Here is an 18958-nt window from a genome sequence, read left to right on the forward strand (position 1 = left end):
AACCGGCTCTTCGTGTTTTAGAGTGCGTTGATCTTGGGTTGGAGGCCGCCGGAGTGAATCAGGCAACGCAAGATGTAGTGGTTGATGTTGCGGAACCCTAGCGCGATGCCGCGGAGGTGTTCGAGACGGCCGTTGATGGCTTCGACCGGCCCGTTGGAGGCGCCGATATCGAAGAACGCGAGGATGTCGGTGCGGCGTTTGTGCAGGCTTCGCCCGAGTTGGGTCAGCTCTTGAAGCCCGGCCTGACGAAGCCCGCGGAGCCGGTTGATCAGCCTGCGCATCTTCGTTTTCGCACGGCGCTTGTTGGGGTCTTCGTAGCAGTCGATGATCTCCTGGTACACCAGCCATGTCTCTTGCAGCACCGCGTAGTCATCGTCGTAGTTGAACAACACATCCAAGCGGTGCTGCTGCTCGCCATTAAGCAGACCGGTGCGGGTGAGCATGGTGCGACGGTTTTTATATAACGGGTCGTTGGTCCTGCCGCGCCTGCCGTAGGTTTCACGCTGCAGCCTCTGACGGCACGCGGTGACTTTGTCGCCGGCAAGACGCACCACGTGAAACGGGTCCATCACCCGGGTTGCGTGAGGAAGCGCCTCGTCAGCTGCGGTGGCGTAGCCCTGGAACCCATCCATGGTGACCACTTCCACCTCGTCGCGAAATGCTTTCGGCTGTTGGTTGATCCAGCATGTGAGCACGTTCGCGCTTCTTCCCGGAATGACATCGAGCAACCTCGCTGGTTGGCCTGTGTGGTGGCGGGTCATATCCACGATCACGGTGACGAACCCGCCGCCGGCCGCACGTCGATCGTGGGCCCATTTGTGCTCATCAACCCCGATAATGCGCACCCCGGCCAAGTGGTCGGGGTCGGCGACGAGTTCCCTGGCCATGGACAATGCGAGATCGCATGTCAGCTGCCAGCTGATCCCGAGTGCTTTGGCGGTGGCGGCGATACTCATCCGGTCAATCGCTAAACGCTGCAAGATCCAGCGCACCACCCGATGCGTGACCTTCGAGCGATCGTCAGCACATGCCAGGCCAGCCCGGAAGATCTTCTGCGAACAGAGGCGGTTCACACACCGAAAGCGCGGCAGACGCACCCGTAACCGGGTGGGAAACCCGACAACAGGAAGATCCACCAACTCCCGGCAGACGTGGTCACGCAGCACACCTGGCTGTCCACACGATGGGCAGGAGTTGATCGGGTCGAGCGCTTCACAGTCGATGACGGTGAGCGTGTCGTTGTGGGCGGCATTCGTAATCGCCAACCCAAGCTCCGCGGTGCGGCAAATGGTATCGGCGACAATGTTGGAACTAGGCTGCATTACAGGGTCCTTGTTGAGTTCGGATTGGCTTGAACACCTAAATCCTTAACCCAGCAAGGACCCCCACATCTTGTGCCACACCCAAGCACCCCGAAAAACGACCCACGCACTCCCAAACACGAAGAGCCGACAAAGTCACCGCGTGCCGTCAGAGGCTGCAGCGTGAAACCTACGGCAGGCGCGGCAGGACCAACGACCCGTTATATAAAAACCGTCGCACCATGCTCACCCGCACCGGTCTGCTTAATGGCGAGCAGCAGCACCGCTTGGATGTGTTGTTCAACTACGACGATGACTACGCGGTGCTGCAAGAGACATGGCTGGTGTACCAGGAGATCATCGACTGCTACGAAGACCCCAACAAGCGCCGTGCGAAAACGAAGATGCGCAGGCTGATCAACCGGCTCCGCGGGCTTCGTCAGGCCGGGCTTCAAGAGCTGACCCAACTCGGGCGAAGCCTGCACAAACGCCGCACCGACATCCTCGCGTTCTTCGATATCGGCGCCTCCAACGGGCCGGTCGAAGCCATCAACGGCCGTCTCGAACACCTCCGCGGCATCGCGCTAGGGTTCCGCAACATCAACCACTACATCTTGCGTTGCCTGATTCACTCCGGCGGCCTCCAACCCAAGATCAACGCACTCTAAAACACGAAGAGCCCGTAAACCGGCGGGGCACGCGGTCACCACAAGGACAATCACGTACGGACCTCGTCGTCTGCCCAGTTCACGCCTGAGGCGATGACTTCGAGCTCGCTCCACAGCATCAACTCGGCGTCGCTGAAGGGTTCGTCTTCAGGCACGCTCATGACAAATTTGAGGTCGCGGACCATGCGCTGCATGAGTCGCCTTTCGACAACCGCGTCTCGCATAATTCTTCGGACAACAATCGCGGGCTGACCTTCATTACGAGCGACGGCATCGAAGGCAGCCGGTATAGCGATTTCTGCCTTGTACAGATCCGCGATGTCGTACACGAATGAGCGGTCAGTGCCGGTGTGAATGATCCCAAGCGCCGGAACGAAGCCCATCCCCGCAACAACGGCATGGGCTATGCCGTAGAGGGCAGCGCTCGCTGCGGTGAGTGCCTGGTTGATCGGTGAGGAGGAGTCAAAGTCATTCGGGTCGTAGCTCCTGCGGTCCCAGTACACTCCGGTGCGCGCAGCCTCGGCGGCGTACACCTTCTTCATACGAGCTCCTTCGCGGCCCCGAAGCTTGGCCATCGAGAGACCGGTGAGATCTTCGCCCGGAAAACGGAGATCGTACATCCGTTTTGCGCAGTCCAAACGCTTTCTCTGGTGGGAAACAATCTCAGCTTGAAGCTCAGCCATGCGCGAGGACTTAGCAGGTGGCCGGCCGCTGGCGTAATACCTAACACCACGCTCACCTACCCAAACCGTAGAAGTGCCAGCATCTCCAAGTAAAGCCATTGCCGCATACGTGATTCGGGTTCCAGGGCCAAGGAGGAGTACCGCCAGCTGAGTGGCTGGGACATGTGCCACGCCACGCTGATCAGTGATGGTGAGCGCGTTCCCGTCTCGATTCACCGTTGCGCGCTCAACGTAGAGGAAAGAAATTCGGTCTCCCATCTGCGCCAAAGCGTGCCGGGTGATCGGCAGCTCTTGGGGTGTTGCCAACTTACTTCACCGGTGCCAGAGTGAGCAGGCCACAACCGTAAGCGCGTGCGCGGCCGATGCCGTGGGTGAGAGCATGACGGATTGCGTCCGCATCGGTGATCTCAAGGGTGCCGGAGAATCGCGCTTTCGCGATGCGCACCTGATTGCGCGACCCGCGAGATTCATTCCCCTTCCCGAAAGTGTCGGTCCACCGCTCCATCACCATAGGAGCATCGCTGACGGCCCAGCGGGAGCGCTCTTCATCGGTGCACGGGTCGTCGTCACGCGGAGCGAGCGCGAAACCCGCCTTGGGTGCCTGTTTGTACAGCCAGTCCAGCTGATGCCTCGCGGACACGTGTGCCTTGACCTTTCCCCGTTTTCCGTTTGGTTCGGAGTAGGTGGGGTTGGCGACGATCTCGAAGTGCCAGCGCTGCCCCTTCATCAGGGAATCTAAGAACCGGCCGTAGTCGGCGGTTTGCGCCGGACGGCTTTCCCACCCAGCTTGCTCGACGATCACGGCGCCCGTGGGTTTCTCGGGCCCGACGACATACAGGACGGATTCGTGGTCGTGCGGATCAACTCGCCAGAGCACACGGGCTTCGTCTTCAGAGATATCCGGTGGGAAGGAAGCGCGAACTGCAGCGTGCATCGCCTGCGGGTTAGTGAGCAGTTTGCGGCCGTTTCTGCGAGCTGGATTGATGGAAATCCTTGTCAGTGTGCTCATGCTTGCATCACCGTTTCAAAGTAGATATCCCGCGAAGACGATCGTTCCTTTCCTTCAGGATTGTGGAGCACGACGTCCTCGCACCGAATCACGTCACGCCATCCGTAGCGACGATGTTGCGGGTCGAAGGAGAGAGGAACATCCTGACGCGGAACGCCGCCCGACTCGCCAGCTAAAGCGTCGCGGTACAACGCGAGCGAGACCTGTTGCGGTGACTGCCTCTTGTGCTGCGCGGATGCGTACCAATGTTGGTGGTCACGCAACGACTGCTCACCACCACTATCGGTTACGCCAACGACCAGCCCCGGGTGCACCGGGCACGATCGGCGGCCCATGAAGAGCGGAAACGCGGGTGATCTTAGTGCTTCGGCGATGTTCTCGAGCAGTGCCCGGTCATCTGACTCAACTGCGGCGAGGAATGCCGCGTCGGACAGGAAGTAGCGAGTAACCAACTGAGCTGGTTCATTCGGCTTGGTCTGCCATTCCTGCGCTGTCTGATAATCGCGCAATAGACTGCCGGATTGGTCAACGCGAACCGCCATGTTCAGTGCTGCGAGATCCTCGATCTCGTCCGTGCGCCGTCGTCCCTGCGCCGCAGCGATGAGACCCACGATGCCGGATTTGGTTGGAGTGGTGGCCGTAGCCCGAATCTTGAACCGAGACTCGTCGCCCCATGATTGCATCGGCCCCTTCAAAAGGAGCAATAGTGAGTGGGACACTAGCTATCACCTGCGAGACGGTTCAGCTCATCGTCCACACGTTCCGTGAGACCAGCGAGCGTGGTGCTTTCAGCAATCCCCTCGAACGGAGCGGCGAGGTCGCCCATGCCCATTACGAAAGCTGCGCGCGGTGCGAAACCGTAGACCTCCTGGACGACCCGCGCCTCTTGCGCAAGTCGCTCAGCTGCGACGGTTCGGCGCGACTTGGATTCACCCTTCGCCCCAGTTTCGAACTGGAAGCTGCCGTGGGTTTCCTCGAGTACGGGCGTTTCAAACGCGTTAACCAAGGAGACAGGTCGCGTGTCCCGAATGGCCACGTACACCAGCTCAGGAAGCGTCTGGTTGGCAAAAGTGTTGATTTTGCCCGTGGGCATCGACGCGATGAACGCCTCGATGAATTGTCCCGCTGCCTGGCGCGCGACCTCAGCAGAGCCGAGGTTCTTCTCCAGCCCATCGAGATTGACTGTCGCGTAGCGGTACAAAGTGGAGGACATCATCTGAATGGTGCCGATCATGCCCGCGCCGGTCTCCTGGCCTTCCTCGGCGAGGTCATCCACCGCAGTGAAGTAATCGAAGTCCGGGGTGGATCCGTGAATGCCGATGGCGTGCGCAACCTGCACGGCTGCGTCAACGTTGTACGCGGCATCATCTGCAACCATGCGGCCGAACATCGCCATATCCACCGAATGGTTGGTGTCCAGGATTGCTTTAGCGTCAGCGCTGGAGATCTTCTCATCCCCGCGCTCAAGAAGCGTCTGCACCGCGCGATCCACTTGCTGCTGGCTCAGGAAAATGAGGTAGCTCGTGCGGGGGTAGGGGCTTGGCTCCGGAGCCTCGGGGTCAGCCTTCTTTGGCTTCTTGTCCACCTCGGTCTTGATTCCAGCTGCCTTGAACAGTTTTTCAGCCCGAGCGATCGCTTCGGCCTGATCGAGCCCCTCCTTTTCGAGAAGGCGGGCGATCTTTTCTGGAAGGCGCTTCGAGCGGTCCCCGACCAAACCGCTATCAAACTGGTCCTCGAAGTAACGGCGAATCGCCCGCTTCCAAGACTGGGAGGAAACTCGCTGGCGCGGTACGCCGCCGAAGACTGCGGTCTTGGGTGCTCCGGTGTCGTCGCGGTTGATCAGGGACGGGGGAATGGTCTGTAGAGCGTGGATGTCGATGATGAGGGACATGGTGAATGCCTTTCTAGGAGGAAGCGGCGGGGAGGTCAGTGGGTTCGTTGTCGGAGAGTTGCTCGTCCTGCTGGGACGGGCGGAGCATGCCGACCGCGTAGTCGCGGCCCCAGCGCAGGAGAACGCCATCGCGACGCGTGGGGTTTTGCAGGCTGCGCAAGTCGTGGGCAAACGCGCCGTAATCGAAAGCGAGTTTTTTGTTCCTCAGCAATGAAACCAAAGTGCGAAGGTGAAGGAGCCGCGACGTTTCGTCGCGTGCGGTTTGCATCGCGTCGAATCGGGGTTTGAGAGATGCCGAGTCACTGATGCTGTGCAGGCGGCCACAGGCTCGTGCAAATGAACGGTCCTCGGTGTGCGCCGGGGTGGTTGCGCTTTGCATGTGTGCGGCAAAGAGTGTGAGGGCGTAGTATGCCGCGGATTCGGACGGGGAAGGGGCGTCCCCACGCCCGATCTCACCTTCGCTCAATGTAGGGGTGAGCACACTTAGCACCAGTTGAAGTGCGAGGGGATCAGTTCCGAATTCGCGCGCCGCACTTTTGCGCAGCTCTGCGAGGATTCGGCGCGCTTCCGTTCCTTCGATTGAGTCGGGTCGTTCCAAGTAACTGGTTTGCAGGCGGGCTGCGGTGTTGGCCACACTGAATCGCAGATTTGGACTGCTCATGCTTGGTCTCCTTTCTGGCGCAATTCGCGCTGTTCTTTCTCGTGCTCCCGCAAAAGGGGGAGGTCTTTGCTGATTCGATACTGCAGACTGCGGTATAGGGACCCCGCGCTGACCACGCGCCCCTCGCCGTCCTCTCCGGCATCGACCACTCGCCCGACCAGCGCCTTTTGTCCCGCTCCGCGCACTTTCTCATCCGCAATGCGGAAGAGATGCTCGCGGATCCGGCGCTGCCAACCGATACCTTCTTCCTCAATTTCCTCCAGGTTGAGGTTCCGCAGCCAGTCGAGGAAGAGTGGTTCCAAGAGGGTGTACAGGCTGTCGGCTGCGTCAGCGTCAAAGACGTACTCGCCGCCTGCCGCAACCTCGAGTTGACCTGCGAACCAGCCGAGCGAGATGGCGGCATTCTTGGTCGCTTCAGCGGCGTCTCGGACGTATTGGCGGTGTACTCGGGACAGGCGGTCATCCTGCAGCAGGGAAAGAGGCAATCCAATGTTTCCCGTCACCACAGTGCCTATCGACGAACTCTGTGGCCCGTATCCCATCGACACGATGTGGACATCCGCGACTTCGTTGGAGCGCTGGTGCCGGGCGATCGAGGCAAAATTGATCAAGTTACTTGGCCGCTGAGGTGCTCGGTCTGTATCTGAAAAACCGGGATCCGACTGAGCAGCAATCAGTGCGTCCAGTGACCGCCACATTGTGCGCTCCGCATCGTACGGTTTCGGATAGAAGGCCAACTGTCCCTTCTTGGATTGGTTCTTGCTGAAGCGGTATGGGGTCATCGGATCCCCAAACGCGTTCTTCCCCGCATCGGGGATGCGGTCACCATTGCTCACTAGCACGGCGACAACCTGGTCTCCCTCCGGGAACAGGCGGATCCTCCTACACTGCCAAGTTGCCAAATCGGCTGCACCTTTAGGCGCCGGCGCTGGAGGATCGGCGAGTTTGCCTGCGCGATCGTTGCGCTGAGCTGCTGAATCAGGTTCGCGTTCCCAGGCCGGCAGATCGTCAGCGGCGCTTGGAGAAAGGATGTCCTCAGTGCTGTTCAGTAGCAGCGTCTCCAGCAGGGTGCGGCCTTGGATGACGGTGCCGCCGGTCATCCCGGCCCAGCCTGTGCCGATCGGGTAACCTTTTCCACCCTTCACACGAGGATCGCCGATTGCGCCGGATTTGATACCGGAGTAGTCATAGGCTTGGGTGTGAATGAGCCAGCGCGCAGCTTCGGCAAACGTCAAACTTGAGCGGCCTTCGTGCGTGCGCATCGTGAAATAGTCTTGCTCCGCATCAGGCAAGATGCGTGAGACGGGTTGCCGCGTGGACTTGGTCGTGTCCAGAGCCGCCACCTGCATGAAGGGAGCAGTGGTGTCGAAGAGATTGAATCGATCCCGGTGCGTGTTGAGGTACTCCAGGACGGCGTCATCGCGGCCGTCGTCGAGAAGCTGCTTGCGTGTGTTGATGAACCATTCTTCCCACCGCCGAGCTTTTGCGGGCTCGCCGAGGTGGGCACGCCAGAAAATGGCCAGCAGTACGCGGAGTACCGCATAGTCCTGGGTGGGGGAGTCGCCGAGGATCCGAATGGGGGATGATGTGCCGTCGAAAACTTGGCGGATACTCAATGTTTCAATGCCGTCAGTGGTCTCGCAGACGATCCAAGGTTGCTCTAGGAGATCGAACGACGGCTGATTGTCTGACGTTGTCACTTCGCTTTCTCCTTTCTGTCACGGGTAGCAGGTGGGGTCGGGGAATACGGTACGGGTTTAGCTGACATTGTCCCCTTGCCCGTCGCTAAGAATTTCGATTCCGAGTTCCGAGGAGTAACGAACCCTGAACCGGCCTAGCTCTGCTTCGCCGTCCTCGTTGAGTGGGAGCGCGAGCTGACCTTTGAGGAGGTAGTGCTTGTTCCAAGCCGTTGGCGTTAGCTGCTCGAGAGACCCGACCACGTCGTTGAAATCATGGTCGTACCTGGTCATTCGCGCAGGAAGGCGCACTGTGCTCGAAGCGAGGTGAAGCGCCTGGCGGTAGTTCAGTTCGGGGTTTCCGGTAATCACCCAATCGGTTCCAAGAGGTGCATACTCCTCTTCGCTGCCGAGGATGGGGATAACCTCCACGGCCGGTTCCGCATCGCGCACTTGTGCTGCACCGATTTCTTCATCACCCAGGCGAACGGCGGCTCGCTGAAGATCCCCAAAGAGATCACTCAACCTCGAGCACTCATTCGGTGATTTGATTCGGAAGCTCTTAGAGCGGCTGTGCGCCGCTTCTTGGCGCGCCTGATTCAGAACTTCTGCTTTCTCCCATTCTTCGACCCATTCGGCCGGCACCTCTTGCTCAGGCGCGTAGACCGCTCGGACAAGCGGGGCGACATCGTCGGGGCGCTTGAACGTATCCGGTAGGTGGAGAATGGTTGAAAGCAGGACCTTGGCCCCATAGATCGCTTCGGCGCCGGAATTCAGTACCGGGTGCGGGGTGAGGGAATCGATGCTTCGGACAAACACTCGCGGCTCCCGCAGGGCCGCCGGCCTGTCCGTCAACGGGCGGTCGTGGCGGTGCAGGCGCCCGATGCGCTGAATCAGCAGATCCATCGGGGCAATGTCGGTGATGAGAACATCAGCATCGATATCCAGGCTCTGCTCTGCGACCTGGGTGGCAACCACAATCTTGAGGTGCGGCCTGCTTTCGCCCCGATGTGCCCCGGGGCCGAGCTCGGTGCGTAAGCGGTCCTCTTTCTCTGAACGCTCCCACGCCATGAATCCTGCGTGGTGGAGTTCAACCTCGTCGGGGAAGGACTGCAGGAGAGCCGTGTAGGCCTCTTGTGCTCGGGCGATGGTGTTGCAGATGATGAGGGCCACGCCGCCGTCGTTAAGCAAAGCTTCCATCTCACGCAGGAGGACTTCATCAGAATCTTCAATGACCTCGAGCGTGGCCTCTAGGTTCGTGGGACTGGGCTCTGGCGCAATGCTGTGTTGACTCGACCCCGAGGCCACAGTGATGAGTGGGTAGGAGTGGGAAGGGGTCGCGACTTCCTGTCCGGTGTACGCTTTTACCAGAGCGTTTCTGCGATCTGGGGGCAGTGTCGCTGACATCATTATGACGGTCGCTCCGTAATGCGCCAGCCACTCGAGGGTGGTTTCGAGGTAGTCGGAGGTGTATGTGTCGTAGGCGTGCACCTCATCGAAGATGATGATTTTTCCAGCAAGCGCGACATGCCTCAGCATGGAATACCGCTGCCGCAGCGCCATCATGAGCACTTGGTCGACGGTGCCCACGACCACGTTTGAAAGCAGCCCCCGGCGGCGCCCGCTCATCCACGAGCTTGCCACCACATTGTCGCCGGTGGGGTAGTCCTCGCCAATACCCTTGAACCGCAGTCGTTGGTACGGCTGGGAGAGCTGGTTCTTCGAATGTGCGAGGTAAAGAGACGCCACAGCTTCCGCCTCGGTCGTGTTCTTCGTCCATGCGATCGTCCGCTCGAGCAACCCGTTAGCGGTGGCCATCGTCGGTGCTGCGAAATAAATGCCCTGTGCATCCGTGGCGTTCGCGATGACATGTGCCGCAGCGAGCGCGGCTTCCGTTTTTCCTACGCCTGTCTCGGCTTCGAGGATGATTAGTGTGGGTTCGGTGACCGTCTTCGCGGCCTCAACCATTGCAGCCTGCACACTCCGTGCGCGGTAGTGGTCGGGCCAATCGAAGGAGCTTTGATACAGCTTATCGACGTCTCCGTCGATCGCCCTCCCGCTCCAAGGCGCCGTCAGGTCTGTCGCTTGCATTCCCAGCTGGACGCGTTCTTCCTGGGTGCCCGTGACCACCATAGGAAATGCTTCTGGGTTGGACGCGATCCAGTCGGCGATGACGACGAGACCGGTAAGCAGTTGTATCGCCGCTGCATCGTTCAGGCTATTCGTTTTCAGAGTTTCAAGGGTGCTCTGGACGTCTATGGCTTCGGCCATAGTGTTCAGTAGCTCGCGGTGAACCTCCTGCCACTCGTTTGGGTAGGCCGACAAAATGGTTTCGATGCGGTCCCGATCCTCAACTGGTGAAGGTACGCCGTGGTGAGCATCGGCGACCGATGAAAGCAGCTCTGCAGTTGGGTAATCAAACCCCTGTTCCATGAGCCAATTCAGGATGAGAACTCCGGAGCAGATTCCGTGCGGCATCTTCGTCAGGGTCTTCTCCAGACCCCCTACGCGAAGTGGGAGACCCGCATCGGTCAGGTTGAATACCAGATGCTCAAAACCACCCTTTTGCTCGAGTTGGGTTTGGAACTTTAAGCAGGCCTTGCCGCAATCGTGCACGCCTGCGAGCCATATGTAGAGGTCTCGAACTTGGTCGTCGCTGAGGCTTAGCCCCTCGGTTAGTCGACGCTTAATTGGTTCTGCGACCCACGTGTCATAAACCACCGCCGCCACCCCGGCCGTGTCCATGAGGTGCTGGGGAAGGCTGAGGTTACCGGATTCGTCCCCTGATTTCGCCCACATGGCGCGAGTTTGCTTACTGAATGGCGGGAAGTTGGTGGGCGTTCGAACAGAATGTTCGAACTGGGGGGTTTCGTGTCGACCCTCCATGCTCTGCTCCTATCGGTAGGTGGCTGGGCTGATAGTGGTTCTGCTGAAAAGGATAGCGTCCCTTGCGGGATGGGGCAACCCTAAATCCCACAATAACGAGTTTATTTTTCGTGGACTGGGGTAAGTTGCCGTGCTGCAATATGTTTAGTTGATCCCCGCTAGTCGGGGATGAGCCCTCGTTCTTGTGCGATCGGCTCACATCCCCGCGTCAGCGGGGTAGCATCGGTGACGCTCAAAAGTTGTCCGAAAAAGGTATGTGTGGCCTCTCTTCCCCCAGCTCGGGAAGGGTGCTCCCCGCGTGAGCGGGGATGAGCCCCCCACCAAACACGCCCCTGACCGCACACCGGCGTGCTCCCCGCGTGAGCGGGGATGAGCCGGTGGCGCGCAAACAGCTGTCCGGGCAGGTCGCGTGCTCCCCGCGTGAGCGGGGATGAGCCCTTTGAGCTAGACGCGCAACCCCTTAGCGCGATAGTGCTCCCCGCGTGAGCGGGGATGAGCCCTCCACCTGGTCAAAAGTGAGGTCGTGGATCTCGTGCTCCCCGCGTGAGCGGGGATGAGCCCATGCCCGGCGGCGAACCCTCGATGGACGGGCTGTGCTCCCCGCGTGAGCGGGGATGAGCCCACTTTGAGTTTGCGCTTCTCCTTATCCCCGACGTGCTCCCCGCGTGAGCGGGGATGAGCCCCGCCGGTGAGAATGTCCACCTGCTCCACATCCGTGCTCCCCGCGTGAGCGGGGATGAGCCCGCGGCGACAATCAGCGTCGAGCCGAGCGCAGCCGTGCTCCCCGCGTGAGCGGGGATGAGCCCGCGCTGTGGGAGTGTCCGTCGGCGGCGGGGTCGTGCTCCCCGCGTGAGCGGGGATGAGCCCCGAGGTGACGGGGTGTTACGAAAATGTGCCCCGTGCTCCCCGCGTGAGCGGGGATGAGCCCCTGGTAGTCGGCGGTCTTGTGGTGGACTTCGGGTGCTCCCCGCGTGAGCGGGGATGAGCCCTCGAGGTCGTGGATCTCTGGTTCACCAAACGGGTGCTCCCCGCGTGAGCGGGGATGAGCCGTCCATTCGGCTGGGGCCGTCATCGGTCAGGCTGTGCTCCCCGCGTGAGCGGGGATGAGCCGCCGTCGTCGAGGGTTTCGCGGGAGATGATCGCGTGCTCCCCGCGTGAGCGGGGATGAGCCTCGTCGGTTTGAGCGGCAGGAGCATGAGCTTGAGTGCTCCCCGCGTGAGCGGGGATGAGCCCAAGGACTGGCTGCTCGACCTCGAAACCAAAAAGTGCTCCCCGCGTGAGCGGGGATGAGCCCGTGTTACCTGCCTCGAGCGCGGCACCACCCACGTGCTCCCCGCGTGAGCGGGGATGAGCCGTCGTCAACCCGGAGTGGGCCAGCGTGCCCGACGTGCTCCCCGCGTGAGCGGGGATGAGCCCCCGTAAATGGCTTGGATGACGAAAGACCTCGCGTGCTCCCCGCGTGAGCGGGGATGAGCCCCGGCGGCGCGACACCCCAAGAAATCGCCAAAGGTGCTCCCCGCGTGAGCGGGGATGAGCCCTCCACCAGATCAACCAGCACATCGAATACCGAGTGCTCCCCGCGTGAGCGGGGATGAGCCCTACCGAGAGGCTCACCATGAGCATTGATTATGGTGCTCCCCGCGTGAGCGGGGATGAGCCTGTCCGCAGTGCTTGCAAAGTTCAACACCGGCCGTGCTCCCCGCGTGAGCGGGGATGAGCCCGCCATCGTCGACTTTCTGCAGAAACCCTTGTGGTGCTCCCCGCGTGAGCGGGGATGAGCCGCGAATCATCGACATGGTTGAAGCCGTGCTCGGGTGCTCCCCGCGTGAGCGGGGATGAGCCATCCAGGTGATGCAGCGCATGGGCGACGCCAAAGTGCTCCCCGCGTGAGCGGGGATGAGCCCGCGCAGTCTGTCGCCCCGGTGAAGGAGGAGGCGTGCTCCCCGCGTGAGCGGGGATGAGCCCAACATGCCCACCTGCCCAACTGCTGCTGGGGGCGTGCTCCCCGCGTGAGCGGGGATGAGCCCGCATGGTCGCCAAGCGCGACCCGACCGCTGCAGTGCTCCCCGCGTGAGCGGGGATGAGCCCAAGGACTGGCTGCTCGACCTCGAAACCAAAAAGTGCTCCCCGCGTGAGCGGGGATGAGCCCTTGGCCTGGAACGTTTCAGCCTGGTCGAAGTCGTGCTCCCCGCGTGAGCGGGGATGAGCCCGCGCACCGGACGGCAAAGTGACCGCCCCGCCAGGTGCTCCCCGTGTGAGCGGGGATGAGCCCTCCACCACCCCGCCAACCTTGCGGGCCTGCCAGTGCTCCCCGCGTGAGCGGGGATGAGCCCCGTCTCCTCACGCGACTCACGGACATACCCCTGTGCTCCCCGCGTGAGCGGGGATGAGCCCGCTATGTCGGCGTCGCAGGCCAGCATGGCGATGTGCTCCCCGCGTCAGCGGGGATGAGCCCGACGACTCCCGCGACGACGCTTCGGCCTTCTCGTGCTCCCCGCGTGAGCGGGGATGAGCCCCGGCAGTAGCTGCTGCCCCGCCGACAACAACTGTGCTCCCCGCGTGAGCGGGGATGAGCCCGCCTCGACACGCTGCTCGTGGACACCCTCGGCGTGCTCCCCGCGTGAGCGGGGATGAGCCCCCCGAGCGGGTCGCGGGTGGCTACATTGTCGGGGTGCTCCCCGCGTGAGCGGGGATGAGCCGTACAACGAGCAGGCGCTGGCGGCCATGGATGCGTGCTCCCCGCGTGAGCGGGGATGAGCCCTGAACTTCGACGACCCGGACGAAGTAGACGGCGTGCTCCCCGCGTGAGCGGGGATGAGCCGAGAGGTTTGACAGTGAGAGAGTTCACGTTCACGTGCTCCCCGCGTGAGCGGGGATGAGCCCACACTAGCTGCCCGGACTAGCGGACAGACAAAGTGCTCCCCGCGTGAGCGGGGATGAGCCCGCGCTATTGAAATCTGCGAGAAGAAACAGCGCGTGCTCCCCGCGTGAGCGGGGATGAGCCCTGGCGTGCCACCAACAACGGATTAGCCCTCGCGTGCTCCCCGCGTGAGCGGGGATGAGCCGTCTCAGGACGCGTCGAAAGATGCGACGGATGCAGTGCTCCCCGCGTGAGCGGGGATGAGCCTCGCAGTACCAGCCGCAGCCAAACCCACAGCCCAGTGCTCCCCGCGTGAGCGGGGATGAGCCGTTGTGGCCGAGGTGAAGAAGATCGTGGAGTTTGTGCTCCCCGCGTGAGCGGGGATGAGCCCATCATGGCCTACACCCGTGGTCTGATCACCGCGTGCTCCCCGCGTGAGCGGGGATGAGCCGTTCCCTCGAGGGCGTACCCCGAGCAAACCAAGGTGCTCCCCGCGTGAGCGGGGATGAGCCCGCCGCCCGTGACGCGGCGGACAACCGAATGCAGTGCTCCCCGCGTGAGCGGGGATGAGCCCCCTCATTCCCCGTGGCGAACTTCCGGCCTTCCGTGCTCCCCGCGTGAGCGGGGATGAGCCGCCACCCTGGAAAACGTCTACACCTGGGACAACGTGCTCCCCGCGTGAGCGGGGATGAGCCGACTGCGCAGGGCTACGGCACCGGCACCATCCGGTGCTCCCCGCGTGAGCGGGGATGAGCCAGCGCAACAAGACCGTGAAGTCTGACTTCATTGGTGCTCCCCGCGTGAGCGGGGATGAGCCCCCCTGACCAGCTCGACCAGGCCACCATCGACCGTGCTCCCCGCGTGAGCGGGGATGAGCCCCCACTCTGACGCGGGAGGAGATCGCCCATGAGGTGCTCCCCGCGTGAGCGGGGATGAGCCGACCCCGCGCACCACACCTGGTGGCAAGCAGCGCGTGCTCCCCGCGTGAGCGGGGATGAGCCCGGTGTAGACCGGCAGGGTGACGGGGCGGGCGGGTGCTCCCCGCGTGAGCGGGGATGAGCCCAAAGCCCTGCTGGATTCTGGCGTGAAGGTTTCGTGCTCCCCGCGTGAGCGGGGATGAGCCCAGTCGTCACAATTCGCCTCCTTTTGGGCATAAGTGCTCCCCGCGTGAGCGGGGATGAGCCCCAGCCGAACGCGATACGCGGCCCGGAACCCAAGTGCTCCCCGCGTGAGCGGGGATGAGCCCTTTTGCGCGTTGAACAACCTGTCAAACCCGACGTGCTCCCCGCGTGAGCGGGGATGAGCCCCAACCCTGACGCGGGAGGAGATCGCCCATGAAGTGCTCCCCGCGTGAGCGGGGATGAGCCCGACCAGGCCGGTCTGTAACCGGAAGCCGGGACGTGCTCCCCGCGTGAGCGGGGATGAGCCCGGGGTTGGACATTGCTCAAACCTCCTAGGTTGGTGCTCCCCGCGTGAGCGGGGATGAGCCCCCGGCGACACCATCTATGTAATCGAAACCGGAGTGCTCCCCGCGTGAGCGGGGATGAGCCGGACGGTGTCCTCACCCGCGCCGCCGCGAACGCGTGCTCCCCGCGTGAGCGGGGATGAGCCCAATCGCCTTCGCGGACGGCACGAACAATGCTCGTGCTCCCCGCGTGAGCGGGGATGAGCCCAGGGTGAAGAAGAAGGCCGGGGTGAACCCGGGGTGCTCCCCGCGTGAGCGGGGATGAGCCCATTACGGTTCCGCCACTCCTATCTCCCACTCAGTGCTCCCCGCGTGAGCGGGGATGAGCCCAAGAACCATTTAAACAAGAACCAAAGGAACGAGTGCTCCCCGCGTGAGCGGGGATGAGCCCTCATCGACGTCTCCATCATCAACCGCCAGGTCGTGCTCCCCGCGTGAGCGGGGATGAGCCTCCACATCTCCGGCCCGTGATTCGTGCGGGCGTGTGCTCCCCGCGTGAGCGGGGATGAGCCCAGCACCCTGCGGTGGCAGATGATCATGTCGTGGTGCTCCCCGCGTGAGCGGGGATGAGCCCACACCCAGGCCCTCGTCCACCAGCAGATCCACGTGCTCCCCGCGTGAGCGGGGATGAGCCTAGACAAGGCCTGAATACGCCGCAGGACTAGAGGTGCTCCCCGCGTGAGCGGGGATGAGCCTAGACAAGGCCTGAATACGCCGCAGGACTAGAGGTGCTCCCCGCGTGAGCGGGGATGAGCCCCCCCTGCAGCGACCCAGACATCTTCGCCGTCAGGTGCTCCCCGCGTGAGCGGGGATGAGCCCCAGCGGCCCCAAGAACCCGTCACCATGATTCTGTGCTCCCCGCGTGAGCGGGGATGAGCCCATGGTGGTGGTCTCTCTCTTTCGGGTGTCTGTGTGCTCCCCGCGTGAGCGGGGATGAGCCCTGCACTAGCTTCTGGTCGACAGCGTTGATCACGTGCTCCCCGCGTGAGCGGGGATGAGCCCGCATTGGCCGACCTTGAGCGCCCCCTCCCCGGGTGCTCCCCGCGTGAGCGGGGATGAGCCGTAATCACAGCCGGTTCCAGGTCAAGCGCTTCCGTGCTCCCCGCGTGAGCGGGGATGAGCCCCCGGTCAACGCGGCCGCACCAGTGCCCTTCACGTGCTCCCCGCGTGAGCGGGGATGAGCCCATGGCCGCCGACAAGCTCGAAGCGGCCCGTGTGTGCTCCCCGCGTGAGCGGGGATGAGCCCGACGCGCGACGACGGATGGAGTCCTTCGGCAGGTGCTCCCCGCGTGAGCGGGGATGAGCCGGTGGCGGGTTGGGCGGTGCCGCGGTCTGACGAGTGCTCCCCGCGTGAGCGGGGATGAGCCCCTACTCGAAACGCCGGCGCACACGACGGCCTGGTGCTCCCCGCGTGAGCGGGGATGAGCCCCGTTTCGAGTAGACACGTTCACGCAGGCCGTCGTGCTCCCCGCGTGAGCGGGGATGAGCCCATGTGCTGCGTCAACCGCGGATCGCCGTCGTGAGTGCTCCCCGCGTGAGCGGGGATGAGCCCGCCACCAGCCCGCACCGGCCACGGTTGTGCACGTGCTCCCCGCGTGAGCGGGGATGAGCCCTCGTACGGTGGGGATACGGGCACCTACAAGAAGTGCTCCCCGCGTGAGCGGGGATGAGCCCAAGACCGCGATGGCCCACGTGCTGATCGTGAAGTGCTCCCCGCGTGAGCGGGGATGAGCCCCGGAACTCCCCGTTCGGCAGCAGTTCAAGGCCGTGCTCCCCGCGTGAGCGGGGATGAGCCGACGACCCACGGTTCACAGGGACGGTTGGCATGGTGCTCCCCGCGTGAGCGGGGATGAGCCCTATCGACGGTGTCAAAGACAGAGGCGTACGCCGTGCTCCCCGCGTGAGCGGGGATGAGCCCCTCCCAGCCGAAAAGGAGACGACCAATGAGTGGTGCTCCCCGCGTGAGCGGGGATGAGCCGCGGCGAACCGCTTCTTCAACGCTCGCGGGGTCGTGCTCCCCGCGTGAGCGGGGATGAGCCCGACGGGAACGGCGGGTCGGTGAATTCGGGCATGTGCTCCCCGCGTGAGCGGGGATGAGCCCACGCGCCCCAGCACCGGGGCGAAGGAATGGCGAGTGCTCCCGGCGTGAGCGGGGATGAGCCTGACAACGCCACGTTGCCCGACACAGACCCAAGGTGCTCCCCGCGTGAGCGGGGATGAGCCCCCTTGAGTCTCGGCATAGAACACCGAGCCGACGTGCTCCCCGCGTGAGCGGGGATGAGCCTCTTGTCCGGCGAGTCCGGGAACTGCTTATACAGTGCTCCCCGCGTGAGCGGGGATGAGCCCGGGGCGAGTTCTCCGCGCTGAATTCGGCCGGCGTGCTCCCCGCGTGAGCGGGGATGAGCCCCAACGCTGGCGTACCTGGGTGTGGCTGACCCGGTGCTCCCCGCGTGAGCGGGGATGAGCCCACCAGCCTGCTGCGCACCCAAGACGTTGTGCAGTGCTCCCCGCGTGAGCGGGGATGAGCCCCTGCACGTGCCCGGGCTATGCCAGACGAACCGGTGCTCCCCGCGTGAGCGGGGATGAGCCCAAACTCAAGGCTGGGCCGACCCGCACCTAGTGTGCTCCCCGCGTGAGCGGGGATGAGCCCGTCAGCGCCTGCTGCACCGCATTCCCCAGAGTGTGCTCCCCGCGTGAGCGGGGATGAGCCCCCGCGTCCAGATCATGGGCGCGGGTCGGGATTGTGCTCCCCGCGTGAGCGGGGATGAGCCCCTCGACGTAGCCCATTGGCCTGAACCCGTCCGGTGCTCCCCGCGTGAGCGGGGATGAGCCGGGCGAGGGTGGCGACCCGTGCATGTTCTGCGAGTGCTCCCCGCGTGAGCGGGGATGAGCCTGACGGCGACTACATCAGCTGTATCGGCCTGGGGTGCTCCCCGCGTGAGCGGGGATGAGCCCCCAGCAGAATTACTTCACGACGTGTTTTCGGAGTGCTCCCCGCGTGAGCGGGGATGAGCCGCCCGCGTCAAGGCGTACCGGCACGACATGTCCGGGCTCCCCGCGTGAGCGGGGATGAGCCGCCCGCGTCAAGGCGTACGGGCACGACATGTCCGTGCTCCCCGCGTGAGCGGGGATGAGCCCGCCGGCCAGGCAATCACCACCGCAGCCCACAAGTGCTCCCCGCGTGAGCGGGGATGAGCCCGCCGGCCAGGCAATCACCACCGCAGCCCACAAGTGCTCCCCGCGTGAGCGGGGATGAGCCCCCCGCGTACCCGCCGAGAAAGCACTCGCGGAAGTGCTCCCCGCGTGAGCGGGGATGAGCCCCTTCGACGGGGTGGGCGTGCGCCACTTGCTCCGTGCTCCCCGCGTGAGCGGGGATGAGCCCAACCCATCAACCGGACAACCCGCAGCGCGACGGTGCTCCCCGCGTGAGCGGGGATGAGCCCGCGTCGGCGGCACGGCGCGGATCACCCAGCACGTGCTCCCCGCGTGAGCGGGGATGAGCCCTCCAGCCCGTCAACATCGCCGACACGCGAAAGGTGCTCCCCGCGTGAGCGGGGATGAGCCCTACACCGCCGGCGAGGTCACCGGCAGCGTGGAGTGCTCCCCGCGTGAGCGGGGATGAGCCCTACACCGCCGGCGAGGTCACCGGCAGCGTGGAGTGCTCCCCGCGTGAGCGGGGATGAGCCCCCTCCCGCGGCCGTTGTGCAGGTCAAGCTCGGGTGCTCCCCGCGTGAGCGGGGATGAGCCCTCTCGCCCTGCACGGCACCACGCACCGACCACGTTCTCCCCGCGTGAGCGGGGATGAGCGCCCGTCCGCGCCTTGTTGCGCGGCGATACCGGCGTGCTCCCCGCGTGAGC

The 18958-nt window shown here is 63.6% G+C and carries 8 protein-coding genes, 1 pseudogene and 1 CRISPR repeat array (1 of these 10 cut by a window edge); of the genes and pseudogenes, 1 reads left to right on the forward strand and 8 read right to left on the reverse strand.

Features of this window, described 5'->3' with window-relative positions:
• Positions 1-17: 17 nt before the first annotated feature.
• The gene (locus CJEDD_RS01885) at positions 18-1322 is read right to left on the reverse strand and encodes an ISL3 family transposase (RefSeq protein ID WP_273657482.1); all 1305 of its coding nucleotides are present in this window, start codon (positions 1320-1322) and stop codon (positions 18-20) included.
• 101 nt (positions 1323-1423) lie between these two features.
• Between CJEDD_RS01885 and CJEDD_RS01890 the strand changes: the two are divergent.
• Positions 1424-1969: pseudogene (locus tag CJEDD_RS01890) on the forward strand (transposase); the annotation flags it as partial.
• 50 nt (positions 1970-2019) lie between these two features.
• Here CJEDD_RS01890 and cas1e read toward each other — a convergent pair.
• Genes cas1e through CJEDD_RS01925 form a run of 7 tightly spaced genes read right to left on the reverse strand, consistent with a single transcriptional unit; the run spans position 2020 to position 10688 of the window.
• The gene (cas1e, locus tag CJEDD_RS01895) at positions 2020-2910 is read right to left on the reverse strand and encodes a type I-E CRISPR-associated endonuclease Cas1e (RefSeq protein ID WP_198133029.1); all 891 of its coding nucleotides are present in this window, start codon (positions 2908-2910) and stop codon (positions 2020-2022) included.
• A 49-nt stretch (positions 2911-2959) separates the two neighbouring features.
• Positions 2960-3661, reverse strand: a complete 702-nt coding sequence (gene cas6e, locus CJEDD_RS01900; RefSeq protein WP_042410210.1) for a type I-E CRISPR-associated protein Cas6/Cse3/CasE — start codon at positions 3659-3661, stop codon at positions 2960-2962.
• On the reverse strand, positions 3658-4380 hold the full coding sequence (gene cas5e / locus CJEDD_RS01905; RefSeq protein ID WP_042410212.1) for a type I-E CRISPR-associated protein Cas5/CasD: 723 nt from the start codon (positions 4378-4380) through the stop codon (positions 3658-3660). Before cas5e ends, cas6e begins: the two co-directional genes overlap by 4 nt.
• Entirely contained in the window at positions 4380-5552 is a 1173-nt protein-coding gene (gene cas7e, locus CJEDD_RS01910; RefSeq protein WP_042410215.1) for a type I-E CRISPR-associated protein Cas7/Cse4/CasC, read from the reverse strand. The genes cas5e and cas7e overlap by 1 nt, the downstream gene beginning before the upstream one ends.
• Before the next feature lie 13 nt (positions 5553-5565).
• Positions 5566-6213 carry a type I-E CRISPR-associated protein Cse2/CasB gene (gene casB / locus CJEDD_RS01915; RefSeq protein WP_273657588.1) on the reverse strand — a complete coding sequence of 216 codons (648 nt, stop codon included), beginning with the start codon at positions 6211-6213 and terminating at the stop codon, positions 5566-5568.
• Positions 6210-7913, reverse strand: a complete 1704-nt coding sequence (gene casA / locus CJEDD_RS01920; RefSeq protein ID WP_042406226.1) for a type I-E CRISPR-associated protein Cse1/CasA — start codon at positions 7911-7913, stop codon at positions 6210-6212. The genes casB and casA overlap by 4 nt, the downstream gene beginning before the upstream one ends.
• A gap of 57 nt (positions 7914-7970) precedes the next feature.
• Positions 7971-10688, reverse strand: a complete 2718-nt coding sequence (locus CJEDD_RS01925; RefSeq protein WP_042406228.1) for a CRISPR-associated helicase/endonuclease Cas3 — start codon at positions 10686-10688, stop codon at positions 7971-7973.
• A 374-nt stretch (positions 10689-11062) separates the two neighbouring features.
• Positions 11063-18958: a CRISPR direct-repeat array (repeat unit 28 nt; unit sequence GTGCTCCCCGCGTGAGCGGGGATGAGCC); it runs 560 nt beyond the window's last position.

Source organism: Corynebacterium jeddahense, assembly GCF_028609865.1.
GTDB lineage: Bacteria > Actinomycetota > Actinomycetes > Mycobacteriales > Mycobacteriaceae > Corynebacterium > Corynebacterium jeddahense.